Genomic DNA, 17,338 nt, shown 5'->3' with positions numbered 1-17,338 from the left:
CGCTCAAGGTTGGCCAAGGTTCGCTTTGATCTACGGACAGGAGCGGGGTGCGTCAAAGCGACACCAGAGCGCGGCACGTCCGCGCCCAGCAGCTCGGTCGTCGTGCGAGAAGGATCAGGTAATATGGAAAGTTTTCGACCTAACGCCTTGTCTGGCCTCAGTCTTTACCCCGAGTGGCTCCGCAGGTAGGATTCGAACCTACGACCAGCCGATTAACAGTCGGCTGCTCTACCACTGAGCTACTGCGGAACATCTGCTCGGGAGGCGGGCGTATAGCAGCGGCCGTTCCGATCTTGCAATGGGAAAACGAGCCAATCGAAACGATATTTATCGATGATCCCAACGACCCGCGTGTTGCGGCCTATCGCGATATCCGCGAGCGCGATCTGACGGGTCGTCAGGGGCTGTTCATCGCGGAAGGGGAGGTGGTGGTGCGTGGACTGGCGTCGACGGCATCGCGCTGTCGGCCCCTGTCGCTGCTGCTGGCGAAAAAGCGCGTTGCGGCCTTGGGCGATGTCATCACATCTCTGCCGCCCGCGACGCCCGTCTATGTTGCGGGACAAGCCGTGTTGGACCAGATCGCGGGTTTCGAACTGCACCGGGGCATTCTGGCCTTGGGCCAAAAGCCCGAGCCGGTGTCGCTGGACAAAGTGCTGGCTGATATCGGGCCGCAGGACGTGTTCGTCGTGGCCAGCGGGATCGGCAACCACGACAATGTCGGCGGCCTGTTCAGGAACGCCGCCGCGTTCGGCGCCAGGGCGGTGCTGCTTGATCCGACCTGCTGCGACCCCTTTTACCGCAAGGCGATTCGCGTTTCGGTCGGCGCGGTGCTTCGCACGCCGTTCGTCGTCGCCGGCGCGACAGACATTATCGACGCTCTGCAGCAGGCCGGCGTCGAGGTCTTGGCGCTGACGCCTTCGGCGATCGAGCGCCTTTCGGACTACAGGCGCGTCGGACCGGTCGCTCTGATGCTGGGGTCGGAAGGGCCGGGGCTGCCCAGGGATTTGATCGACCGTTGCCGACCGATCGGGATCGCTATGGCGGGCGGGTTCGATTCGCTGAATGTCGCGGCGACGAGTGCGGTCGCGCTACATCACCTGACCACGACTGCGCTTGCTGGAAGCTGAAAACGCGAAGGCCGCCCCGAGGGGCGGCCTTCGTCCGTATCGTCACGATGGAGGCCTGACCGGAACTCACGCAATGCCGTGATATCAATGGCTTGGAGCGTCTTGCCGGGGTCCACACCAGCACTGAAATTCATAGGCTTTTTCGGGTCCAGCCTAACCGGAGATTCCCCGCCCCGCTTAAGCAAAACGCCCCCGGCGTGAACCGAGGGCGTCTGTGGTGGCTGGGAACCCCCAACCCTTACCGATGCGAGGCCGGGCGCTACTCCGGCTGGCTGAGAGGGCGATGGAGCCTCAACCTACCCCTCCCGCCCGGTTGCATGCCCACAGAGCCGGAAAATGGGAGCGCAATGTAGCGTGTCTGCTTTCCACGCCGCTCGCAGACGAATTATGAGTCAGTGACCGGCGATGCGCAAGGTGGAAACGACGGCGCCGAAAATGCGGGATTCTCCAGCAAATACGTCTCAAGGCCCCGCCATTGTTGGTTTCTGGGTCGGCGCCGAACATGATAGATTTCGATATGGCTGAGATCATCCCGTTCCCCGCATCGAAACCTATTGAGGCTGCCATTCAGTACATCAGCCTGGAGGAGATGTTCTCCGTGCTGACGAAGCGAAAAACGCTCGCTCAAATCGGCGCAGAGCGCATTCACGCCGCAGTGCTTGATTGCCTCCGCCAGTTCGACATTCCGAAGCTACGGCACTTCTGGGACAACGTGAGCGACATCGATAGCTACTACGATGGCCCCGAAGGCAGATTCGACTGTGCCGACATTCACCGGATTCTCAACGAGAAGGGTGACGGCCACTACTGCGCCGTCTGAACGCAAGAAAGGCCGCCACCCCGAAGGATGACGGCCCTACATTCAAGCTGCCGTGCGAGCAAGCTCTCTGGCGGCCTTTTCGCTTCCGACGTGACGCCGCCGTTTGAGCACTTCGTTCACCCGGCCGGGGTTCACGTCGAAGCTGGCAGCGATCCTGTTCTGGAACTCTCCCGACCAATGACGAAGCCAGATCAGAACAGCGTCATTGAAGGTGAGGGTACGGCTTGGCGCGTTGTTGTTTGCAGCCATCATATTGATCGGGCTCCTTTGGTCCCGAGAATATGGCTGGCGGCTTGACTAAGGCTCCGAACAAACTCATAACGCGTCCTGTGCACAAAACGAACCGCCAGCCGGTTCATCTAGGGGCCGGGGCTGTCACCCCGGCCTTTCGTCTGTCAGCAGCAAAGCTGCCAACTTGGGAGACATGCCCTAGTTGTGCGATTCGGGCAAGTAATTGTCCCGACTCATGTTTTTTACTTCAGGAACGACGAAAGCCGCCCCGGTCTCCCGGAGCGGCCTTGATAGCGGAGCCGAGGCTCAACGCTTATGTTGTCCAACCCGGATAACAAGACCGCCGTGCGCGGGTCCATATTATCCGATCCGATACCTAGCCCGGTCGCGGCGGCGGCGGACAGTCCAGCCCCCGCATCCCCATGGTGTCGAAGAACCGGCAGAGAGCGTCAGAGACCGTCGGCGACCTGGTCGAGCGGAACCCCATGGCGTAGCCTCCAATAGAAGTAGTCGGGCTTCTTGCCTGTGAGACGGGCAAGCTCGGGGACGACCAGCAGTTGGCCGCGATAGGGTATGCGAACGGTATTCCGCCTGTTTTGGGTCTGCTCCCGACGCGTAGCCCAACGACAGTTATCCGGCGCGTATGGGCCGTCGTTGTCGAGACGGTCGATCGTCAGATCATCGGTGTAACCAGCCGATAGAGCCCAGTCGCGGAACGGAACAAACTCAGCCCATTCGGGGTGGAGAGTGATCCCGCGTCCGCCGTAGCTGGGCCAGTTAGGGTGACGCTCGTTAAGGCACCGCGCTTTCATGAGGTGCCAGATGCGGTTGAGCCGCGTCTTTCGCCCACCATGCCGCGTTTTGAGCGCCGCTAGCGATTCCTTGCGGGCGCAGCCGCAGCTCTTAGAGCGGCCTTGGACAAGGTTCGCGCGGCTGACCTCGCGCTGGGTTCCGCAATCGCATTTGATGAGGACGCGCGGCCCGCCGCCGTGCTCAACGACAACTAGACGGGTGAACCGGGTTCCGGGTAGTAGGGGCTCAGCCATAGTGCGCTCCAGTCGCATGGTGGTTAGGCCCGGATCAGGTGCGGCAAACACCTACCGGGCCGTCCTATTGTAGCGCTGGGCTGGGGGCGGGGCAATCGATCCGCATCCCCACGGCCCTGTGAAAGCGACAGAGGCGCGCCACTGAGGCCCACCCGCGTTCGCCCCAAAGCTCCATGTCGATCTCAAATCTGTCCAGCGCCGCTTCGCTCTCGACGGCGGCGGGGTCCAGCCGGGGCTTCGTCTCAACCGACAGATCGGCAGCGCTCGGGTAAGTCAGCGGCGGGCGTTCCTTGCCGAGACAGCCGGACACAAGCAAGGCGGACCCGGCGATCAGAGGGCACAGCGTCAGGAAGGTCTTTGAGCGCATCGTTCAGTTCCTCTCGTGCAGCGTTGTTGGACAGGGTGTCAGTCAGGCGTTCGACAGCAGCGATTTCCCGCGCGCCTGACGCCTTCGCCTCGGTCTTCTGTGTCTGGACCGCCTGACGGTCCTTCTCGCCCTGTGCGCCCCTGTGGGAGCAGAAGGCGCCGGTCAGGACGAAGGCGGCGATGATGGCGACGATCAGCCAGCCGGTCGGGTTGAGCAACCGGGGGATGGAGCGGAGGAAGGCGAGGGCGATCACAGCCCGACGACCTTCTTGGCTGCCGCCGTGGCAGCAATGCGCGCGTCCAGGCCGTTGACGCCGCCATTGACCCTCAGCGTCACGCCTTTCACGTCATCTCGCAGCGCGGGAGCGATGCAGCCGTGCTTGACGAAGAAGTTGGCTGAGGCCTTGGCGGACGCGATGGGATCAGTCCGCAGAGTGTCGGGATCATGCTCATGGCCGGCTTCGCGATAGTTGGCTCGGCCGGTGATTTGCTTCTCGCCGCCGCCCCTGAACCGCCAGCCGTCGCCGGGCTGGGTGTTGCCCAAGTTCTTCCGCCCCCACTCGCCCCCATAGATGATGTTGGCGATCGCGTTCTGATGCGCCGGCCGGCCGGGGGCGCGTCCGAACTTGCGGGCATCGGCTTCGCTGATCCGGTGCCGGCCGAACATCTTCAGCAGGCCGTCGACGGAATAGTTCAGGTTCTCTTCGCGGGTCGTGAACCCGGCGCTTTCGACGAACATCTGACCCAGCCAGTGGGCCAAGACCAGGCCCGAGAAGCCGTGTGCGGCCGCTGCTGCCTCCAGCGCCTCACGCGTGCCCGCTGTCGCCTTGGGCGCAAACGTGCGGAACCTGTCAGCCGGTATCAGGCCCATGGTCACTCTCCAGATTGTGGGGGTTAGGTTTCGCAGCTAAGGCGAAGCCGTCGCGGCTCGTGCCCGAACTGCGTCAGGCGGCCCGGCTGGGCGAGGACATCAGCGGTCGGCCGCCATTTCGGCCTAGTCGGAAAGCTCCACCGTGTGGCATAAGTGCCGGTGCAGCCCCTGATCAGCTGGTGCTGCAAGCGGCTCGCCTTGTTCCCCCCAACGCACAGGGCGAGCCGCACCTCGGAACCGATCGGAACCGGAGCTGTTAGTTCTGCCGAGTTGTTACGGTGGGCTGCATGATCACTGCGATCTCGAGCTGGCTATGTCGCGAGTTCACCGCGCATGTGCGCAAGGGCATGCAGCTGCGGATCTAAGGAACCCGCAGAACGTGAGCGCATTTCGAGGGAGCACATCTCTCCGAGTGCAAGCGGCCCGGCTTTAGCGCCCCCTATCCCGACAGCCGGGCCGCTCCTTCATCTCCCAGGTGGGTTCGGGTCGCGGGGCCAATAGTAGCCGGCGATGCCCCCCAGCAGGATGTTCAGGCCGCCCATGGCCGCGCTGAACAGTTCCTTGTTGGCCTCGGGCACGGGGAAGAAGGCGAGAGTTCCGAGAGACAGGACGAACCCGCCCAGCGCGATGACGGCCAGAATGGTGCGGGCGTGAATGGTCGGCATCTTCATCTTATCCTCCGACGCGGCTCTGGGCTTCGATCACGGCCTTGAGCTGCCGGATCTCGCCCTCTTGTTGGATCGTCTTGTCGATGGCGGCATCGCGTTCGCTACGGAGCCGGACCACGTCATTGTGAGCCGTTTCCAGCTGGGCGCGCTGATCGGAGATCGTCCGCTCCAGCACCGCTTCCCGGCCCGCCGCCGCCCGTAGCTCAGCCTCAGCCTCGGCCACCCGCTGGCGAAGATCGTTGAGCATGTCTTGCATGCGCTCGATCTCTTCGCGCAGGGCGCCGGTCGTGCCGGTGAACGCCGTGGCCATGGAAGCGATCACGGCGGCTTCCCCGGTCGCTTCGTCCTTTGCAGCAGCTGCCGCTACAGACCGGCGAGACGGGCGGTTGATCAGCGCGGTCAGTACGCCCCCAAGGCCCATGGCCGTGATGATGGCGGCGATCCCACCCGGCGACGTCAACGGCGCCGCGATCTCTTCAGGCATAAGGCGATACTCCACGCCGGGGATTACAGGGGCCGGTCAGTCCCGGCGGAAGTTGATCAGCACGGCGGCGAAGCAGGCTATGAGGCGATCAGTCCGTGCAAACGGAGGCGATCCAGAAGTGCGTTGATAGTCGCCACCTCAGTCCCAGTCACCGCATTTGGAACAGCGGATAGACGCTCGCGGATCACTCGCTGTCCGCCAACCCAATAGCCACCCTGATGTCCCGTCATCAGCACATTCGGCGGACCGTAAAACTCTCCGCCCCAACGATGGACAAACGCCCCGCCCTTCCTATTCACCGCAGTCGAGGCAGCGAACAAACGGTTGACGTTGATGTTGCGCGCCGTGTTGTTTTCACAGGTCAGGCGGATATATCGGACGGCGGTCAGAGAGCTCTCAAAGCGCACCAGCCGCAGCGGCACGGGGCCGCCGTCGTAGCCCGCCGTCAACACCGTCGTCCATGCGGAGCCGTCGCTGCTGAACTCTACTTTAGCCTTGTCGGGCTTGCTTGCATCGCTCTGGAAGTAAACGCCTGCTGCGAAGAAGTCGCCAAGTATAACGACCGCGCCGAGATCGACTGTAAGCACAGCCTGTGTCGCCATGGCCGCTATTGCGCCTGCGCCGTTCGGGCTGAACATGGCTTCCACGGGTGCGAAGCTTTGTGCGCCGCTTTGCGTCACGGCATATCGACCGTTCGCCGCGAATGCGAGTTCGTCGTCTTGATCGCCGACCATCCATTGCATCGTGTAACCGCTGCCGGGGCCAAGACTGCGCTCGGAAGGAGCCTTGGTCCGCATGTCGTCCACATCGACAAAGTTGCGACGGCTGTTCGGCGCAAGGTCGATCACCGCAGGCTTGCCGAAACCGGAGCCCGTCAAACCGCGCGCAGCGAACCCAGTGACGTGGTTCCCGCCAGACTTGTCGGTCAGCCTGATCTGCGTCCCGTCATAGGCGGGATTGAGCCGAGCGGTCGTCCAGTCCCAGCACTTGACGTCGATCCAGTTGAGGCCACCGTCGCAGATCAGGTTGATCCCCGAGCGCGCATTCGCGCCGGTCTGGAACGAAAGCGTCAGGCGGTTGGACGAAACCTCGCCCGTTCCGTTGACCAGCAGGCGGCAGTTTTCCACGCCGTCGTAGATTTTTCCCCGGAGCCAATTCTCATTGACGTAGCCTTGGCCGTTCGAGATCAGGTCGAGCGGATAATCGATCTCTCCTACCTCGAATTCGCCTTCCACCCAAGCCACACCCTTGGCCAGATCGCTGGAATGGATGAGAATGCCCTTCGACCCCGGTTGACGATTGCCGCGAAGACCGACGCTGAAGCGCGTTTTGCGTTCGTTGCGGCCAAAGAATGTGGTGGACTTCTGGTCGTTGATCTCAAAGAACGGGCCGGTCTGGCCCGGCTGCATGGCACGGATTTCAGCAAACAGGCCGCCTCCCGCTTCAAGCTCAACCCCGCCGTCAGCACTAGTCGGCCAGAGTTCGGCGGCGATTGTTGATCGGCCGAAGTCCAGGACCACGCCTTGAGGGATGCGGATACGGCCGGTGAAATGGTGCTTCGATCCGGGAACCGAGCCGATCACACCTCCACCCTTTGCAGCGCAAAATGCAATCGCGCCTAGAATGGAGGACCGGTCATCGACGCCGGGCAGCCCCTTCGCGCCAAACTGCTGCAGTGTCACCCCAACGCCATCGGGCGTGACTTCCCACCACTGTCCGCCGGCCGACTGAAACTTGCCCGCGTGAGCTGGCTCGCTCACGACTCGCTTGTAGAGTCCGCCTCCGCCATCGCCCGGAGCGGCATAGCCCGTTGTGCGGACAGCGGCGAACTCGGGACCGATGGTCATCGACTGCGCTTGCTGGCGCGTGCCGATCAGATCCGTCGTGCCGCCGGGATCGCCCTTCAGCGCCTGCGGCCCTTGCCAGCCGGCATCCGTCTTGAACCATTCCAGCGGAGCGTAAGGATCGCTGACATCCCGGTAGAAGCTGCCCGCGATACCCGCTGTTGCATCAGGCGGACCTTCACCGAACAACGGGCGCACCGCATCTCGCGCTGCCTGGGCCGCGGCGACCAAGGGCGTAAGGAGCTCCGAACCCGCGACCTTCACCACGGGTTGATTGTTCACGATCTTGACGATTGCATCGGCCATTATTGGGTTGCTCCGCCCTTGATGATGAATGCGCCTTCCAGCCAGCGGGTCTTGGGGAAGCCGCCGCCGGTGATGTGAAGGTCGTAGACGAGCCGAACGTCGTCGCCCGGCTTGCCGGCGTTCAACAGCAGGCCTTCAGCGGTCGTCTCATTGATGCGGATTTGCACGGTCGAGACCGTGGTATCGTCGATCGTGGCCACGGACACCGACAGGCCCTCTGCGTTCGCGGCGGCATTGGCGAGGGCGATCAGCGGAGAGCCCGGCGCGTCGCGATACAGCCGGACCTGCATGGCCATCGTGGCGCCGGTGAAATCCAGACCTTCGAAATCGATCTGATAGACGAACGGCGTCCATCGCTGAACCGTGAGGTCCAGCCGTCCTGGTGTGATCATGTTGGGATGCCCTCTTAGGCGACTTGTTGTTCGTAGATCGGGGTGTTGCCGCCGCCGCCCCAGCCGGGCGGGGGAGGGGGCGAGCTTGGGAAACCGCCCGAACCATCGGACGTGGCCTGCCAACCGACGAAGATCCACGAGCCCGTCGTCATGTGCGTGGTTGCGGGATAGGCCTCGACCTCATAGCCAGCGCCAGCCTTCCAGAAGACGCCATATTGGGTCGAGTTGGACAGCCCCGTGATGGATCCTGCGGGGAAGCTGACAGCCGCGCCAGAGCCTTCCACGACGCCGGTGAAGGCCGTGGAGATGGTGATAGATGAAGCATCGCTAGAGAAGGGATAGTCGATGCTCTGGCTGACCAGGCGCCTGGCGGCAGGCCCAGGTGACACGGCGTATGACCCAACCGTCACCGGCCCCAGCACCAGCCGATCCGAGACGTTGTTTCCGCGTCGATAGCTGACCGCGCCCTCATAGGCGGTGCCTTGGGTAATCGGGCCGCCGACCTCTTTGCGTTCGACGGCTGGCCCCTCGACCCCAGCGCCGGCCCAGAGACGAGGCGGATCATCGACGGGCCGGAACTCGAAGATCACGCTCTCGGCTGTGGCGTTTTCACATGCGCCAGTGAAGGCGATGATCGGGATGGAGCTTCCGTTCTCGACAAGGGTTTCGGCGGCGAGCGTCCAGTCTCCGACATCAGGAGGAGACACATAGCGCGGATCAATCGGCGCGATGATCTGCGGCTCTGGCGGCGTCGGATTTTGACCCAGCGCAAACGGATATTTAGCGTCGGTCTCGCTAACGAAAGACACCCGAACCACGCCCGTCGCCGGATCATAGTCGGTGTTCAGGCACAGGCACTTCAGCCCGTTCAGGACGAACCCGGCCTCCGTGATGGTGAAGGCGTCGCCCGGCCGGATGCGTTGCAGGTGCGGCTTCAGCGGGATCACGCCCGCGATGCCCTCGCGCGTGTTGGCGATCTGGAGCGCTGCGAGCTGGGCGGCCTGAACCGCGCTGGTCACATAGGGATAGTCGATCCCGCTCGGGCGAACGCCGCCGTCCTCGTCGCGATAGGCCTGGGCGGTCACCTCCTGGTCGAGCGCCGTCATCTGCCAGCGATGCGGCTCGCTCCAGAACCGGGGCCGCAGGGTGTTGATCCGGTCGATGCGGCTGGCGGCCGTGTCGATCTCCAGCGGCCCGGCCGTGTCATAGGCCGAGATGGTGACGATGCTGGTGCGCGGCGCGGCGCGCTGGATGCAGCTGATCTTGCCGGCGCGCTGGGCGTAGATGGCGCCGCCCGCTTGCAGGAAGCCGGTCAGCACCTGGTGCTTGTCGTCGTCCGTGGTCGGATAGGCTGCGCAGGTCCAACCGTTGATGTCGGCGATGTTCGCGGCGGCGACGAAGGCCGGCACATCGATGCCTGACAGCTTCGCGCCGATGCCGCCGACCTGATAATCGATCTGCGGCGCGCCCTTGCCTGTCGGGCCTTCCCAGAGACCCAGCGCCCACTTCAGCGCCCACAGGATCGGGTTGGCGGAATAGGTCCAGGTCGCCGGGTTAGACAGGCGATGCGAGCCGGAGCCGCCCGGATAGGTGCTGTCGAGACGCGGGTCATAGACCTTCAGTCCGCGCAGCGTGATCAGAGGCTTGATCTCACCCGTCGGGAAGGCGGTCCCCTTCGAGTTCTCGCCCATGACGATCATGTAGCAAGCCTTGCCCGACAGCTTGTGCGCCGAGGTCCAGCCGGGAAGGGTCGCGCCGTTCTTGAGCCCCGTCGGCGAGGTGATGGCGGTATCGGGCTGCGTGCCCAGCTTGTTCTTGTACCAGAGCTCGCCGGCATACTGGCTGCTGATGGCCTTGCCTGATCCGTCGAAGGCTACGGTCTCGTCGTCGGCCATGAAGCCTTCGAAGCCGTCGATCGGCCCGGCGCCTGAGATCACCGACGGGATGCCGTAGTACATCAGGTCGGGGCCGAAGGTCTTCCGGTAGACGGCTGAGCCGGGAACGCCGATGCGCCCGGCGGCGAACGGGATTGGGCCGTCAGGGTCTAGCGTCCATTCAAACGTCCGACCCGCCACGCCGACCTTGGGCTGGAAGATCGACATCGCCGCCGAGATGGCGAAGTTCATCAGGACATTGCCCGCGATGCTGGTCAGGGTCGCGCCAATCCCGGCCGATGCGGCAGCGCTGGCACCCGCAGCAACAGCGGCCGGGGCAGCAGCGGCAACAGCAGACGCGGCGGCGGGCAGGAGGAACGGCATTCAGACCCTCCAGGCGCAAACGAACAGGTGAGGGATCATCGGCTCGATCAGGCCCGAGCCAGGGTTCAGCCCCAGCACCCGGCCGTTATCGAGCGCCACGGCGAGTGAGCAGCCGAAGCCGTCTCCGTCTTCAGAGGGCATGGCGATGATGTCGCCGGGCAAGGCGGCGGCCGGCGGCACGCGGTCCAGCCCGGTCGCATCCATCAGGGCGATCAAGTCCTTGAAGCCAAGGCGACGGATGTATTTCAGGGCGCCGGCGAAAGTCTTGTGCCGCGTGCCGTTCAGCAGCTTCGCCGATCGGCCCATCTTGCCCATCGCGTGGGCCGCCAGCTTGCCGCAGTCGCGCTTGCCCGGCTCGACAGCCTTGAAGGCAAAGCGGTCCATGCAGGCCTGCGTCGCAGCCTGGCGCTTCATCATGGGATGCATGGATCGCCCTACTTGGAGAAAGGCACGAAGGTGTTGAGCAGGCGCTTGAACAGGCCAGGATTCTCCGGCCGGCTGCGCCACTCGTTCTTGCGGGCGACGCCGTCGACGTAGGACAGGCCCATTTCGCCGGGCCAGATTCGCTGATGCGTCGCGTGGTTCAGGCGCCAGTCCGCGTTCGGCTCAAGCTGGCGTTCGGCCTGGGTGCCGCACTCCAGCGTCAGTAGCCAGCTATCGCCGACCTGAAACCGGGGCTTGTCGATCTCGCCGTCAAACTTCAGCTCGGGCGCACCGATCAGCAGGCCGGTTGTCTGGTCAACCGCGCCCTCCCACCACTGAACCCGCGTGCCCTGCGTCGACGGAGCGGCGAGGGCGGCGGCGGCGGCGTCCGAGACCGGCAGGATGCCGATGTCGATCCGTGTCGTCTGGGCCTCCGAGCCGTCCTTGATGGACCCGACGGTGTCGAGCGAGCCATAGACCGGGTGATGTCCGACATAGGCCTCCGGACCATCGCCCTCGCCGGCGTCGAAGAAGACGAACCCGCCATCGGTCAGGCAGATCGCGCCCCCGGCCATATCGAACCGCACCAGAGTCGCCTTGACGAAAGCGGGCTGCTGATAGGCGGCGATCAGGTTCGCGTCCATCAGCGCTCCCTCACCGTGAACTGCAGCCCGACCAAGCGATCGACGCCGACTGACCATTCGCCCAGATCGCGGACGAAGCCCTCGATCATCGGCTGGGCGATCTCGACCACGTCGTTATCCGCCGGCGGGAAGCGCAGCATCGTGCGAAGAAGGACGGTCGCTGCCCCGCCCGAGGCCGTCACGCTGGCCTTCGCGCGATAGAGGAATCGGCGGCCTTGGGTGATGACCGAAAGGAACTGGCCCTTGCGGATGACATAGCCGTTCGTCAGGCCGTCGATCACCAGAGCGGATCCGGACTGACCGGCGCCGTTCACCCGAGGCGTCCCAGGCGCGCCGGTGTCGAAGCCGGGCTGATGCACCTTCATCACGACCGTGTCGCCCTCGGCCATCAGGTCGTCCCAATCCATCGACGTGACGTAGCGCATCGGCGGCATCTGGAAGGTCAAGGCGTAGCGACTGCCCTTGCGCAGAAGCTCCTGCTCTCCGTCACCGAAGGCCGGGGCCAGGATGTTCTTCGCCGTGATCATGGCGATGCCCATGTTGGCGGGCGCCGGATCGGTCGGCAGGACCAGGACGGCCATCAGCGACGACGTCCCAGCGTGTAGCGGTCAGTCCGCGCCATGTCGGAGGGGACGGCCTTGCGGGCGGCAGAGAAGGTGGCGGCCGATTGCGGGGCTGTGACCTCCCTGACTTTGACGTCGAAGTATTGGGACGGTTCAACTTGGATCACTTGGGAGCCTCCCGACGCCGGCGCGCCTCCCATGCCACCCGCCATCCCACCCATGGCCCTGACGGCGTGCGCAGGGATCACAGACGTGCCCGCCGACAGGTTCGCCAGAACTTCGCCTTGGTGGACGTAGGCGAGGCCGCCCTTGGTGATCGAGCCGCCCGAGGCGAAGCCGGGGACGCCTTTGCTGAACAAGCTGGCGATCGAGGAGAGGATGTTGCCGCCGCCGCCGCCGCCGCCCTTGCCGCCCTTCATGAGGATGTCGAACAGGTCGTCAGACAGATTGTCGAGCATACGGCTGGTGAAGCGGTCAGCCAGGCTTTCGAACAGGCCGCCGATGTCCCCATCCATCGCCGCGCGCAGCCCGTCAGTAAAGGAGCGCCGGAACTCTTCTCGCAGTCGCCCTTCACGGTCAGCGGAGCCAATCTCGTCGGCCTCGCTGGTGGCGACCGACTTAGCGGCGGCGAGGTCTGCGGCGGTGATCAAGCCCACCTTGTCGCGCAGCAGATCGTTAGTGCGTTCGGCGATGTAGAGCTCGCGCTCGCGGGCCTCGATCGACTTGGGGTTGCCTGTCAGGCGGGCGATTTCGGCCTCGTATCGAACCCGGTCCAGAGCCTCGCTGGCATTGGCCCGCTGAGCGTCGACGGCCATGTCGAGCCAGCGCTTTCCTTCTTCGCGAGCGGCGTTGAGGCCGGCCTGCGCCGCCTGTGCGCGAGCCACAGCGTCGACTTGCGCTTCCGCCAGCGCCTTGGCGTTCTGGAAGCCGGCGCGCTCGTACTGCTGCGTCAGCGTTAGGGCCGTCAGCTTGCGTTGCGCGGCCGCAGTATCTTGATCGCGGCCTTGGGCACGCAGAACTTCAATCTGCCCCTGTAGCGAAAGTATTTCGCGCTGAGCCGCCAGTTCCGCCTGCGACGGGCCAGATGAGCGACCCCCGCCCGACCGCGACCGCCGAGGCGCGCGAGGTGCGCGCGGCTCATATCCGCGCACCGGACGTGCAAGAGCCCCGCGCTCCCGCGCTAGCATCGGATCATCGTCGCTTGATCCAAGATCAGGGATGGGAATGCCGCCGCTGATCTTTTGATAGAGCAGGGAGGTCGCCGTGCCGCCAGGAAGCGCGCGGAGAGCACCCATGATCGCGCGCTGCCAACCGCTCGACCGCTGCTCAATCTGGTTCATCTCCAGAATGAAGCCGGTGGCTGCCTCGGCTGCGGCACCAAACGCGACAGCGAGTGGCGAGAGGGCAGCAATCCGCAGATTGTCCAACTGCCCGGCCGACCGCTGCATCTGCGCATCAGCGTCCGCCAGCTTCTGGATCATCTCCTGGTCCAAAACGGTGCCGAGATTTGAAGCGGCGTCCGCCAGGTTGTTTATGCCAGTCGAGCCGAGGGCAGCGAGCGGTAGCAGGTCTTCGATCTGCAGCTTGTCGAGGATGGCGGCCTGTTCTGCCTTGTCGCCGACCAACTGGAGCCGATCGGCGATGAGGCCGAGGAACTGGTCGGCGTTCTGGATGGACTGCAGGTCTTCCGGCTTGATTCGAAGGCGTTCGAACACCGGCTCGATGTCGCGACTTGCGATGCCGGCCCGGAACTCGCCGAGCAGGGTGTTGAGGCGATCAAGTCCGCCTTCAAGATCGGCGACCGATACTTTCGTCTCCGAAGCGGCGTAGCGCAGTTCCTGTAACCGGGTGGTGCCGATATTCAGACTGTCGGCTGTCTTCTGGATTTCCGCGCCGGCGGCTGCGACGTCACGCGCCCCTTGGACGATGGCTGCAAAGCCGATGCTTGCTGCTGCTGTCGCGACCCCGCCGAGGGCGGCTGTCATCAGTCCAGACGAGCGAGTGACCGCCTTGGCGGCGTCGTCGGCATGGCCCGCCATTTTGCGCGTGCCGCCCGCGAAGGCGTCGGCGCTGCGCTGCCCCGACTTTCCATAGTCCTTTTCGATGCGCTCAACGGACTTCTTGAGGTCGGTCTCGGCGCCACGAACGTCACGAGCAAGCTTGTCGCGGGTTGCGCGCAGCTCAAACGCAGCTGAGCCGATTACGGGGGCATCAGTCATCATCACCCCACGAAAAAGGGCGACCCGCTTGGAGCCGCCCTACAGATTTCCGACTGGCGTGTCGGGCTACATGACGTTCACGCAGTCCTTGCCGGCAGCGCAGAAGATGCGAGCTTGGAAGGCGATCGGCGTGCCATTTCGAAGGACCGCTTGGCAGGTGATCTCTTGCGGCTGCTGCGAGCGCTGCACAGTGACTGGCGGCGATTTCACAGCCCTCGCGCCAGACCAGGACGGCTCGTGTCCGGCCTTGATTGCCACAGCGCTGGCGCAGAGCTCCAAGAAGTCGGCCGGCTTGGCATTACCGGCTTCGATCCTGCCGGGCGCGCCGCCAGGGCCGAGGGTGGCATACCAGACCGAGACACCAGCTATGAGGGCGACCGCTATGCCGACGATGATTCCGATGGTTTTCATCGGAACAGGCTACGTCCGCTTGAACCTCGCGTCGATGCCTTGCGCCCAGCTTCGTAGCGCTTCGGCTTCGTCGACGTCGCTTTCGCTATCGACTGAGAGGTAATGCGAGAGGGGCGACAACGCCTTTTCCCTCGCGAAACGCTCAGCCCACCAACCTGACGCGGCGGCGAGCTCGGCGTCGCGCTGGGCGCGGCCAGTGATTGCGATCTTCAGCTGCCAGAATGTGCTGTCGAGAATGGCGTCGAAGCTTAGCCCCGCCCGCGCACCCGCCTCCAGAGCGTCACGAATGAAGTCTGAAGGCGCTGAAGAGGGTTTTCGGCACGCTCATCCTCTGGCTTGCCGGATGGGCCGAACCGAGCCAGCGCCCATGCCGAGTGCAAGGCGACGACGGCGCGATCGAAACCGATTGTGGTGTCGATGACCTCGGCTGCAACGATCTCACCGCCCGAGGCCAGCTCCAGCAGATCGGCAAGAGCTTCTCCGTCGCCAGGTCCACCCTCAGCGATTAGGGTCAGCTTCTCAATGAGAGCGGCGCGGCCCCACTCGGCGACGCGCCGTAGGGTGAACTGCAAAGGGACCGTGTCGCCCGCCCAGGGCAGGCGCACGATCCCGAGATAGGCGTCTGCCATCAGGCGGCGTCAGCCCAGACGCCGGCGGCGGTCGGCTGCAGTTCGAACGGCACCGACAGTTTGCCCTCAATGGGGCCGCGCGGCATGCCGTAGCTGCTGACCAGGGCCGAGAAGGTGTAGGTCTCTGATGTTTCGGTCGCGTCGCCGAAGACGAGGCGGAAGGTCTTGGTCGTGCCGGCGGCGTTGGCGGCCCGGATGGCTTCCTGCACGGTGTTGCCGGGCTGATAGTGCAGTTCGAACGACAGCGGCTGCTCTTCGCTCAGGCCGCCGATGTATTCGCGGCTGTTGCCGACGGTGTCGAAGTCGGTCGTGTCGATCCGCTCGTTCGTGGTACCGCCGCCGTCGTTGGAGAAGACGCCGGGAACCTTCGTGAAGGTCGGGCCGCCGGAAGAAGCGGTGTCCATTTCGAGGAAGACGTTGCCTTTGGTGCGGATAGCCATGGTCAGATCCTTTGCAGTTCGAAGCGGAGCGTGATGCGGCGACCGACCAGGCTGGGGTCAGTGGTCGGCGACGCGACCGGCCCCGTGGCGATCGCGGTGATGAAGGTGGCGCCGTCGGCGGCAAGGGCTTCCGGCTGCTGGTGGAAGAGGTCGCGGACATCGCGGGCCAATCGGTCGATCACGGCCGTGCTGCCGGTGTGTCGGGCATAGAGCCGGACATCCTGCATGATGGCCCGGCCGTCCTCAGTGAAGGTGTCGTCTGGACTGTCAGAGGAGGGCGCGGCGATGACGGCGGCGATCAGGCTGCCAAAGGTGAAGTCGTCCGGCGCGGTGTCGTTGAAAATCGCCGGCTGGCCTTGGTAGCGGTCCAACCGCTCGATGATCGATGGGGCCGAACCCAGGCGCGTGAAGATGGCGGCCAACGTGTTCATCGCTTGGCTCCCTCGATGAACGCTCGCTGCAACTCTGTTCGGTGATCGGTTCCGAGCGGTCCCAGGAACGGGCGGGCGGCCATGCGCTCCGTGCCCAGTTCCAGCGCCGAGGATTTCTCGGTGTTCGAGACGATGCGCCCGACCAGGTCGTCGCCGTCGCGCCTGATCTGAGGATCGGCGGCGGTCTTGTTGCGCAGTTCGCCCGTATCCGGTGCGGGCGGCTGGCCCGGCGCTGACGCCTGGTGCTTGCCGTAGATGCGGCCCGTGCCCGGCTGCGAGAGGTCCGCCTTCACCAGCGCCTCGCCCTGAAGGAGCGCGGACTTCAACCCTTGCTCCGCGCCGCGGTCGCTCATGGCGTCAATCCTGGCGAGGTCGAGCGTGACCTTCGCCATCAGCGGCCCTGAACCTCGTAGGTTGCGCCGGCGGGGTCACGGGTCAGGGCGATGATCTGCCAGTCCCGCCCCTCGGCGTTGATGGTGTGCCCGACCTTCGGCTCTACATCGAGCGTCGCAGCCAGGATGATGATTTTGCGGTCGTTTCCGGCGATGTCGCCAGCGGCTCGGCGGTACGCGCTGAAGTCGTCCACCAGAGCGCGGCAGGGGTGGGGCGTGGGCGGGCCAGGTATCCAGCCGCCCTGACCATTCGACACCCGTTCTCCTGGCACCTTCAGGACGCCAGCGCGGAAGACGGTCTCGCCCATGGCTTTGGCCATGATGCCAGGAACCCGGTCGAGGATGCTCATGCCTTCCTCAGCGGGACGTTGATGGTCGAGCCGCCCTGAATGCCGACCGAGCGCAGCAGGGCCGCAACCAGAGCCAGACGGGACGACCGGGCCTTGGCGCTCGCCTCGAACTCGACAGCCGCCGAGCCGGCCTTCACCGACTTGATGGCTGGATCCACGTCTCCGCCGATCAGCGGGGAGGTTAGGGACAGCCGGGCCGCCTCGATCGCCGCGGACTGGATCGCCAGTTCCATCGACGCCGTGACAGGGTAGGGGGCCGAGTATGTGGCCTTGATGTAGGTTGAGGCGTCCAGCAGGGCGGAGGATCGACGCTCCTCAGTGAGCGCTAACCAATCCGTCCAGCCGCGCGCCAGGGCGTAGGCGTCGGCCTGCTCGACCGTGGCCAGCGGATCGCTGGTCCATGCGTACAGACCGACGCCCATT

The 17,338-nt window shown here is 64.6% G+C and carries 22 protein-coding genes and 1 tRNA gene; 2 read left to right on the top strand and 21 right to left on the bottom strand.

What is annotated here, in order from left to right; genetic code table 11:
• Window positions 1-174 precede the first annotated feature (174 nt).
• Window positions 175-249: transfer RNA gene (locus LG306_RS13810), tRNA-Asn, on the bottom strand.
• Window positions 250-293: 44 nt separating this feature from the next.
• On the opposite strand from LG306_RS13810, the gene LG306_RS13805 reads away from it, so the two are divergent.
• Window positions 294-1,127 carry a TrmH family RNA methyltransferase gene (locus LG306_RS13805; RefSeq protein WP_404415585.1) on the top strand — a complete coding sequence of 278 codons (834 nt, stop codon included), beginning with the start codon at window positions 294-296 and terminating at the stop codon, window positions 1,125-1,127.
• 517 nt (window positions 1,128-1,644) lie between these two features.
• Window positions 1,645-1,947, top strand: a complete 303-nt coding sequence (locus tag LG306_RS13800) for a hypothetical protein (RefSeq protein WP_404415582.1) — start codon at window positions 1,645-1,647, stop codon at window positions 1,945-1,947.
• Between the two features lie 42 nt (window positions 1,948-1,989).
• On the opposite strand, the gene LG306_RS13795 is transcribed toward LG306_RS13800, so the two are convergent.
• From LG306_RS13795 to LG306_RS13700, 20 genes are all read right to left on the bottom strand, one after another.
• Entirely contained in the window at window positions 1,990-2,199 is a 210-nt protein-coding gene (locus tag LG306_RS13795; RefSeq protein WP_404415580.1) for a hypothetical protein, read from the bottom strand.
• Between the two features lie 428 nt (window positions 2,200-2,627).
• Window positions 2,628-3,224 (bottom strand): hypothetical protein, encoded by a 597-nt coding sequence (locus tag LG306_RS13790; protein WP_404415577.1) that lies wholly within the window; start codon window positions 3,222-3,224, stop codon window positions 2,628-2,630.
• A gap of 242 nt (window positions 3,225-3,466) precedes the next feature.
• Entirely contained in the window at window positions 3,467-3,844 is a 378-nt protein-coding gene (locus LG306_RS13785) for a hypothetical protein (RefSeq protein WP_404415574.1), read from the bottom strand.
• On the bottom strand, window positions 3,841-4,461 hold the full coding sequence (locus LG306_RS13780; RefSeq protein WP_404415571.1) for a glycoside hydrolase family 19 protein: 621 nt from the start codon (window positions 4,459-4,461) through the stop codon (window positions 3,841-3,843). Before LG306_RS13780 ends, LG306_RS13785 begins: the two co-directional genes overlap by 4 nt.
• A 464-nt stretch (window positions 4,462-4,925) precedes the next feature.
• Window positions 4,926-5,132 (bottom strand): hypothetical protein, encoded by a 207-nt coding sequence (locus LG306_RS13775; protein ID WP_374322138.1) that lies wholly within the window; start codon window positions 5,130-5,132, stop codon window positions 4,926-4,928.
• A 1-nt stretch (window position 5,133) separates the two neighbouring features.
• Window positions 5,134-5,613: a hypothetical protein gene (locus LG306_RS13770; protein WP_404415568.1), complete on the bottom strand. Its 480-nt coding sequence runs from the start codon at window positions 5,611-5,613 to the stop codon at window positions 5,134-5,136.
• A 77-nt stretch (window positions 5,614-5,690) separates the two neighbouring features.
• The gene (locus tag LG306_RS13765; RefSeq protein ID WP_404415565.1) at window positions 5,691-7,763 is read right to left on the bottom strand and encodes a discoidin domain-containing protein; all 2,073 of its coding nucleotides are present in this window, start codon (window positions 7,761-7,763) and stop codon (window positions 5,691-5,693) included.
• Complete coding sequence (locus LG306_RS13760; protein WP_404415563.1) at window positions 7,763-8,155, bottom strand: hypothetical protein; 393 nt, start codon at window positions 8,153-8,155, stop codon at window positions 7,763-7,765. Before LG306_RS13760 ends, LG306_RS13765 begins: the two co-directional genes overlap by 1 nt.
• 14 nt (window positions 8,156-8,169) lie before the next feature.
• Window positions 8,170-10,413: a hypothetical protein gene (locus LG306_RS13755; RefSeq protein ID WP_404415560.1), complete on the bottom strand. Its 2,244-nt coding sequence runs from the start codon at window positions 10,411-10,413 to the stop codon at window positions 8,170-8,172.
• Complete coding sequence (locus LG306_RS13750) at window positions 10,414-10,839, bottom strand: DUF6950 family protein (protein WP_404415557.1); 426 nt, start codon at window positions 10,837-10,839, stop codon at window positions 10,414-10,416.
• 8 nt (window positions 10,840-10,847) lie between these two features.
• The gene (locus tag LG306_RS13745) at window positions 10,848-11,480 is read right to left on the bottom strand and encodes a hypothetical protein (RefSeq protein ID WP_404415555.1); all 633 of its coding nucleotides are present in this window, start codon (window positions 11,478-11,480) and stop codon (window positions 10,848-10,850) included.
• A complete protein-coding gene (locus LG306_RS13740) occupies window positions 11,480-12,061 on the bottom strand; it encodes a hypothetical protein (protein WP_404415553.1) in 582 nt (193 codons plus the stop codon). Before LG306_RS13740 ends, LG306_RS13745 begins: the two co-directional genes overlap by 1 nt.
• Window positions 12,061-14,265, bottom strand: coding sequence for a hypothetical protein (locus LG306_RS13735; RefSeq protein ID WP_404415550.1), 2,205 nt, complete (start codon window positions 14,263-14,265; stop codon window positions 12,061-12,063). Before LG306_RS13735 ends, LG306_RS13740 begins: the two co-directional genes overlap by 1 nt.
• Before the next feature lie 63 nt (window positions 14,266-14,328).
• Window positions 14,329-14,673: a hypothetical protein gene (locus tag LG306_RS13730; RefSeq protein WP_404415548.1), complete on the bottom strand. Its 345-nt coding sequence runs from the start codon at window positions 14,671-14,673 to the stop codon at window positions 14,329-14,331.
• Window positions 14,674-14,921: 248 nt separating this feature from the next.
• The gene (locus LG306_RS13725) at window positions 14,922-15,302 is read right to left on the bottom strand and encodes a hypothetical protein (RefSeq protein WP_404415545.1); all 381 of its coding nucleotides are present in this window, start codon (window positions 15,300-15,302) and stop codon (window positions 14,922-14,924) included.
• Entirely contained in the window at window positions 15,302-15,742 is a 441-nt protein-coding gene (locus tag LG306_RS13720; RefSeq protein ID WP_404415543.1) for a phage tail tube protein, read from the bottom strand. The genes LG306_RS13725 and LG306_RS13720 overlap by 1 nt, the downstream gene beginning before the upstream one ends.
• 2 nt (window positions 15,743-15,744) lie before the next feature.
• Window positions 15,745-16,173, bottom strand: coding sequence for a hypothetical protein (locus tag LG306_RS13715; protein ID WP_404415540.1), 429 nt, complete (start codon window positions 16,171-16,173; stop codon window positions 15,745-15,747).
• Window positions 16,170-16,565: a hypothetical protein gene (locus LG306_RS13710; RefSeq protein ID WP_404415537.1), complete on the bottom strand. Its 396-nt coding sequence runs from the start codon at window positions 16,563-16,565 to the stop codon at window positions 16,170-16,172. The genes LG306_RS13715 and LG306_RS13710 overlap by 4 nt, the downstream gene beginning before the upstream one ends.
• On the bottom strand, window positions 16,565-16,915 hold the full coding sequence (locus tag LG306_RS13705) for a hypothetical protein (RefSeq protein ID WP_404415534.1): 351 nt from the start codon (window positions 16,913-16,915) through the stop codon (window positions 16,565-16,567). The genes LG306_RS13710 and LG306_RS13705 overlap by 1 nt, the downstream gene beginning before the upstream one ends.
• Window positions 16,912-17,337 (bottom strand): hypothetical protein, encoded by a 426-nt coding sequence (locus LG306_RS13700; RefSeq protein WP_404415532.1) that lies wholly within the window; start codon window positions 17,335-17,337, stop codon window positions 16,912-16,914. The genes LG306_RS13705 and LG306_RS13700 overlap by 4 nt, the downstream gene beginning before the upstream one ends.
• Between the last annotated feature and the right edge of the window lies 1 nt (window position 17,338).

Source organism: Brevundimonas vesicularis (assembly GCF_044807075.1).
Classification (GTDB): Bacteria; Pseudomonadota; Alphaproteobacteria; order Caulobacterales; family Caulobacteraceae; genus Brevundimonas; species Brevundimonas vesicularis_G.
Note: the sequence above shows the minus strand (reverse complement) of the source record. Positions and strands in the feature narration are given on the sequence as shown.

Coding starts and splice junctions, on each gene's coding strand:
- LG306_RS13800 (WP_404415582.1), top strand. CDS start 1,645: ATGGCTGAGATCATCCCGTTCCCCGCATCGAAACCTATTGAGGCTGCC.
- LG306_RS13795 (WP_404415580.1), bottom strand. CDS start 2,199: ATGATGGCTGCAAACAACAACGCGCCAAGCCGTACCCTCACCTTCAAT.
- LG306_RS13790 (WP_404415577.1), bottom strand. CDS start 3,224: ATGGCTGAGCCCCTACTACCCGGAACCCGGTTCACCCGTCTAGTTGTC.
- LG306_RS13780 (WP_404415571.1), bottom strand. CDS start 4,461: ATGGGCCTGATACCGGCTGACAGGTTCCGCACGTTTGCGCCCAAGGCG.
- LG306_RS13775 (WP_374322138.1), bottom strand. CDS start 5,132: ATGAAGATGCCGACCATTCACGCCCGCACCATTCTGGCCGTCATCGCG.
- LG306_RS13770 (WP_404415568.1), bottom strand. CDS start 5,613: ATGCCTGAAGAGATCGCGGCGCCGTTGACGTCGCCGGGTGGGATCGCC.
- LG306_RS13765 (WP_404415565.1), bottom strand. CDS start 7,763: ATGGCCGATGCAATCGTCAAGATCGTGAACAATCAACCCGTGGTGAAG.
- LG306_RS13760 (WP_404415563.1), bottom strand. CDS start 8,155: ATGATCACACCAGGACGGCTGGACCTCACGGTTCAGCGATGGACGCCG.
- LG306_RS13755 (WP_404415560.1), bottom strand. CDS start 10,413: ATGCCGTTCCTCCTGCCCGCCGCCGCGTCTGCTGTTGCCGCTGCTGCC.
- LG306_RS13750 (WP_404415557.1), bottom strand. CDS start 10,839: ATGCATCCCATGATGAAGCGCCAGGCTGCGACGCAGGCCTGCATGGAC.
- LG306_RS13745 (WP_404415555.1), bottom strand. CDS start 11,480: ATGGACGCGAACCTGATCGCCGCCTATCAGCAGCCCGCTTTCGTCAAG.
- LG306_RS13740 (WP_404415553.1), bottom strand. CDS start 12,061: ATGGCCGTCCTGGTCCTGCCGACCGATCCGGCGCCCGCCAACATGGGC.
- LG306_RS13735 (WP_404415550.1), bottom strand. CDS start 14,265: ATGATGACTGATGCCCCCGTAATCGGCTCAGCTGCGTTTGAGCTGCGC.
- LG306_RS13730 (WP_404415548.1), bottom strand. CDS start 14,673: ATGAAAACCATCGGAATCATCGTCGGCATAGCGGTCGCCCTCATAGCT.
- LG306_RS13725 (WP_404415545.1), bottom strand. CDS start 15,302: ATGGCAGACGCCTATCTCGGGATCGTGCGCCTGCCCTGGGCGGGCGAC.
- LG306_RS13720 (WP_404415543.1), bottom strand. CDS start 15,742: ATGGCTATCCGCACCAAAGGCAACGTCTTCCTCGAAATGGACACCGCT.
- LG306_RS13715 (WP_404415540.1), bottom strand. CDS start 16,173: ATGAACACGTTGGCCGCCATCTTCACGCGCCTGGGTTCGGCCCCATCG.
- LG306_RS13710 (WP_404415537.1), bottom strand. CDS start 16,565: ATGGCGAAGGTCACGCTCGACCTCGCCAGGATTGACGCCATGAGCGAC.
- LG306_RS13705 (WP_404415534.1), bottom strand. CDS start 16,915: ATGAGCATCCTCGACCGGGTTCCTGGCATCATGGCCAAAGCCATGGGC.
- LG306_RS13700 (WP_404415532.1), bottom strand. CDS start 17,337: ATGGGCGTCGGTCTGTACGCATGGACCAGCGATCCGCTGGCCACGGTC.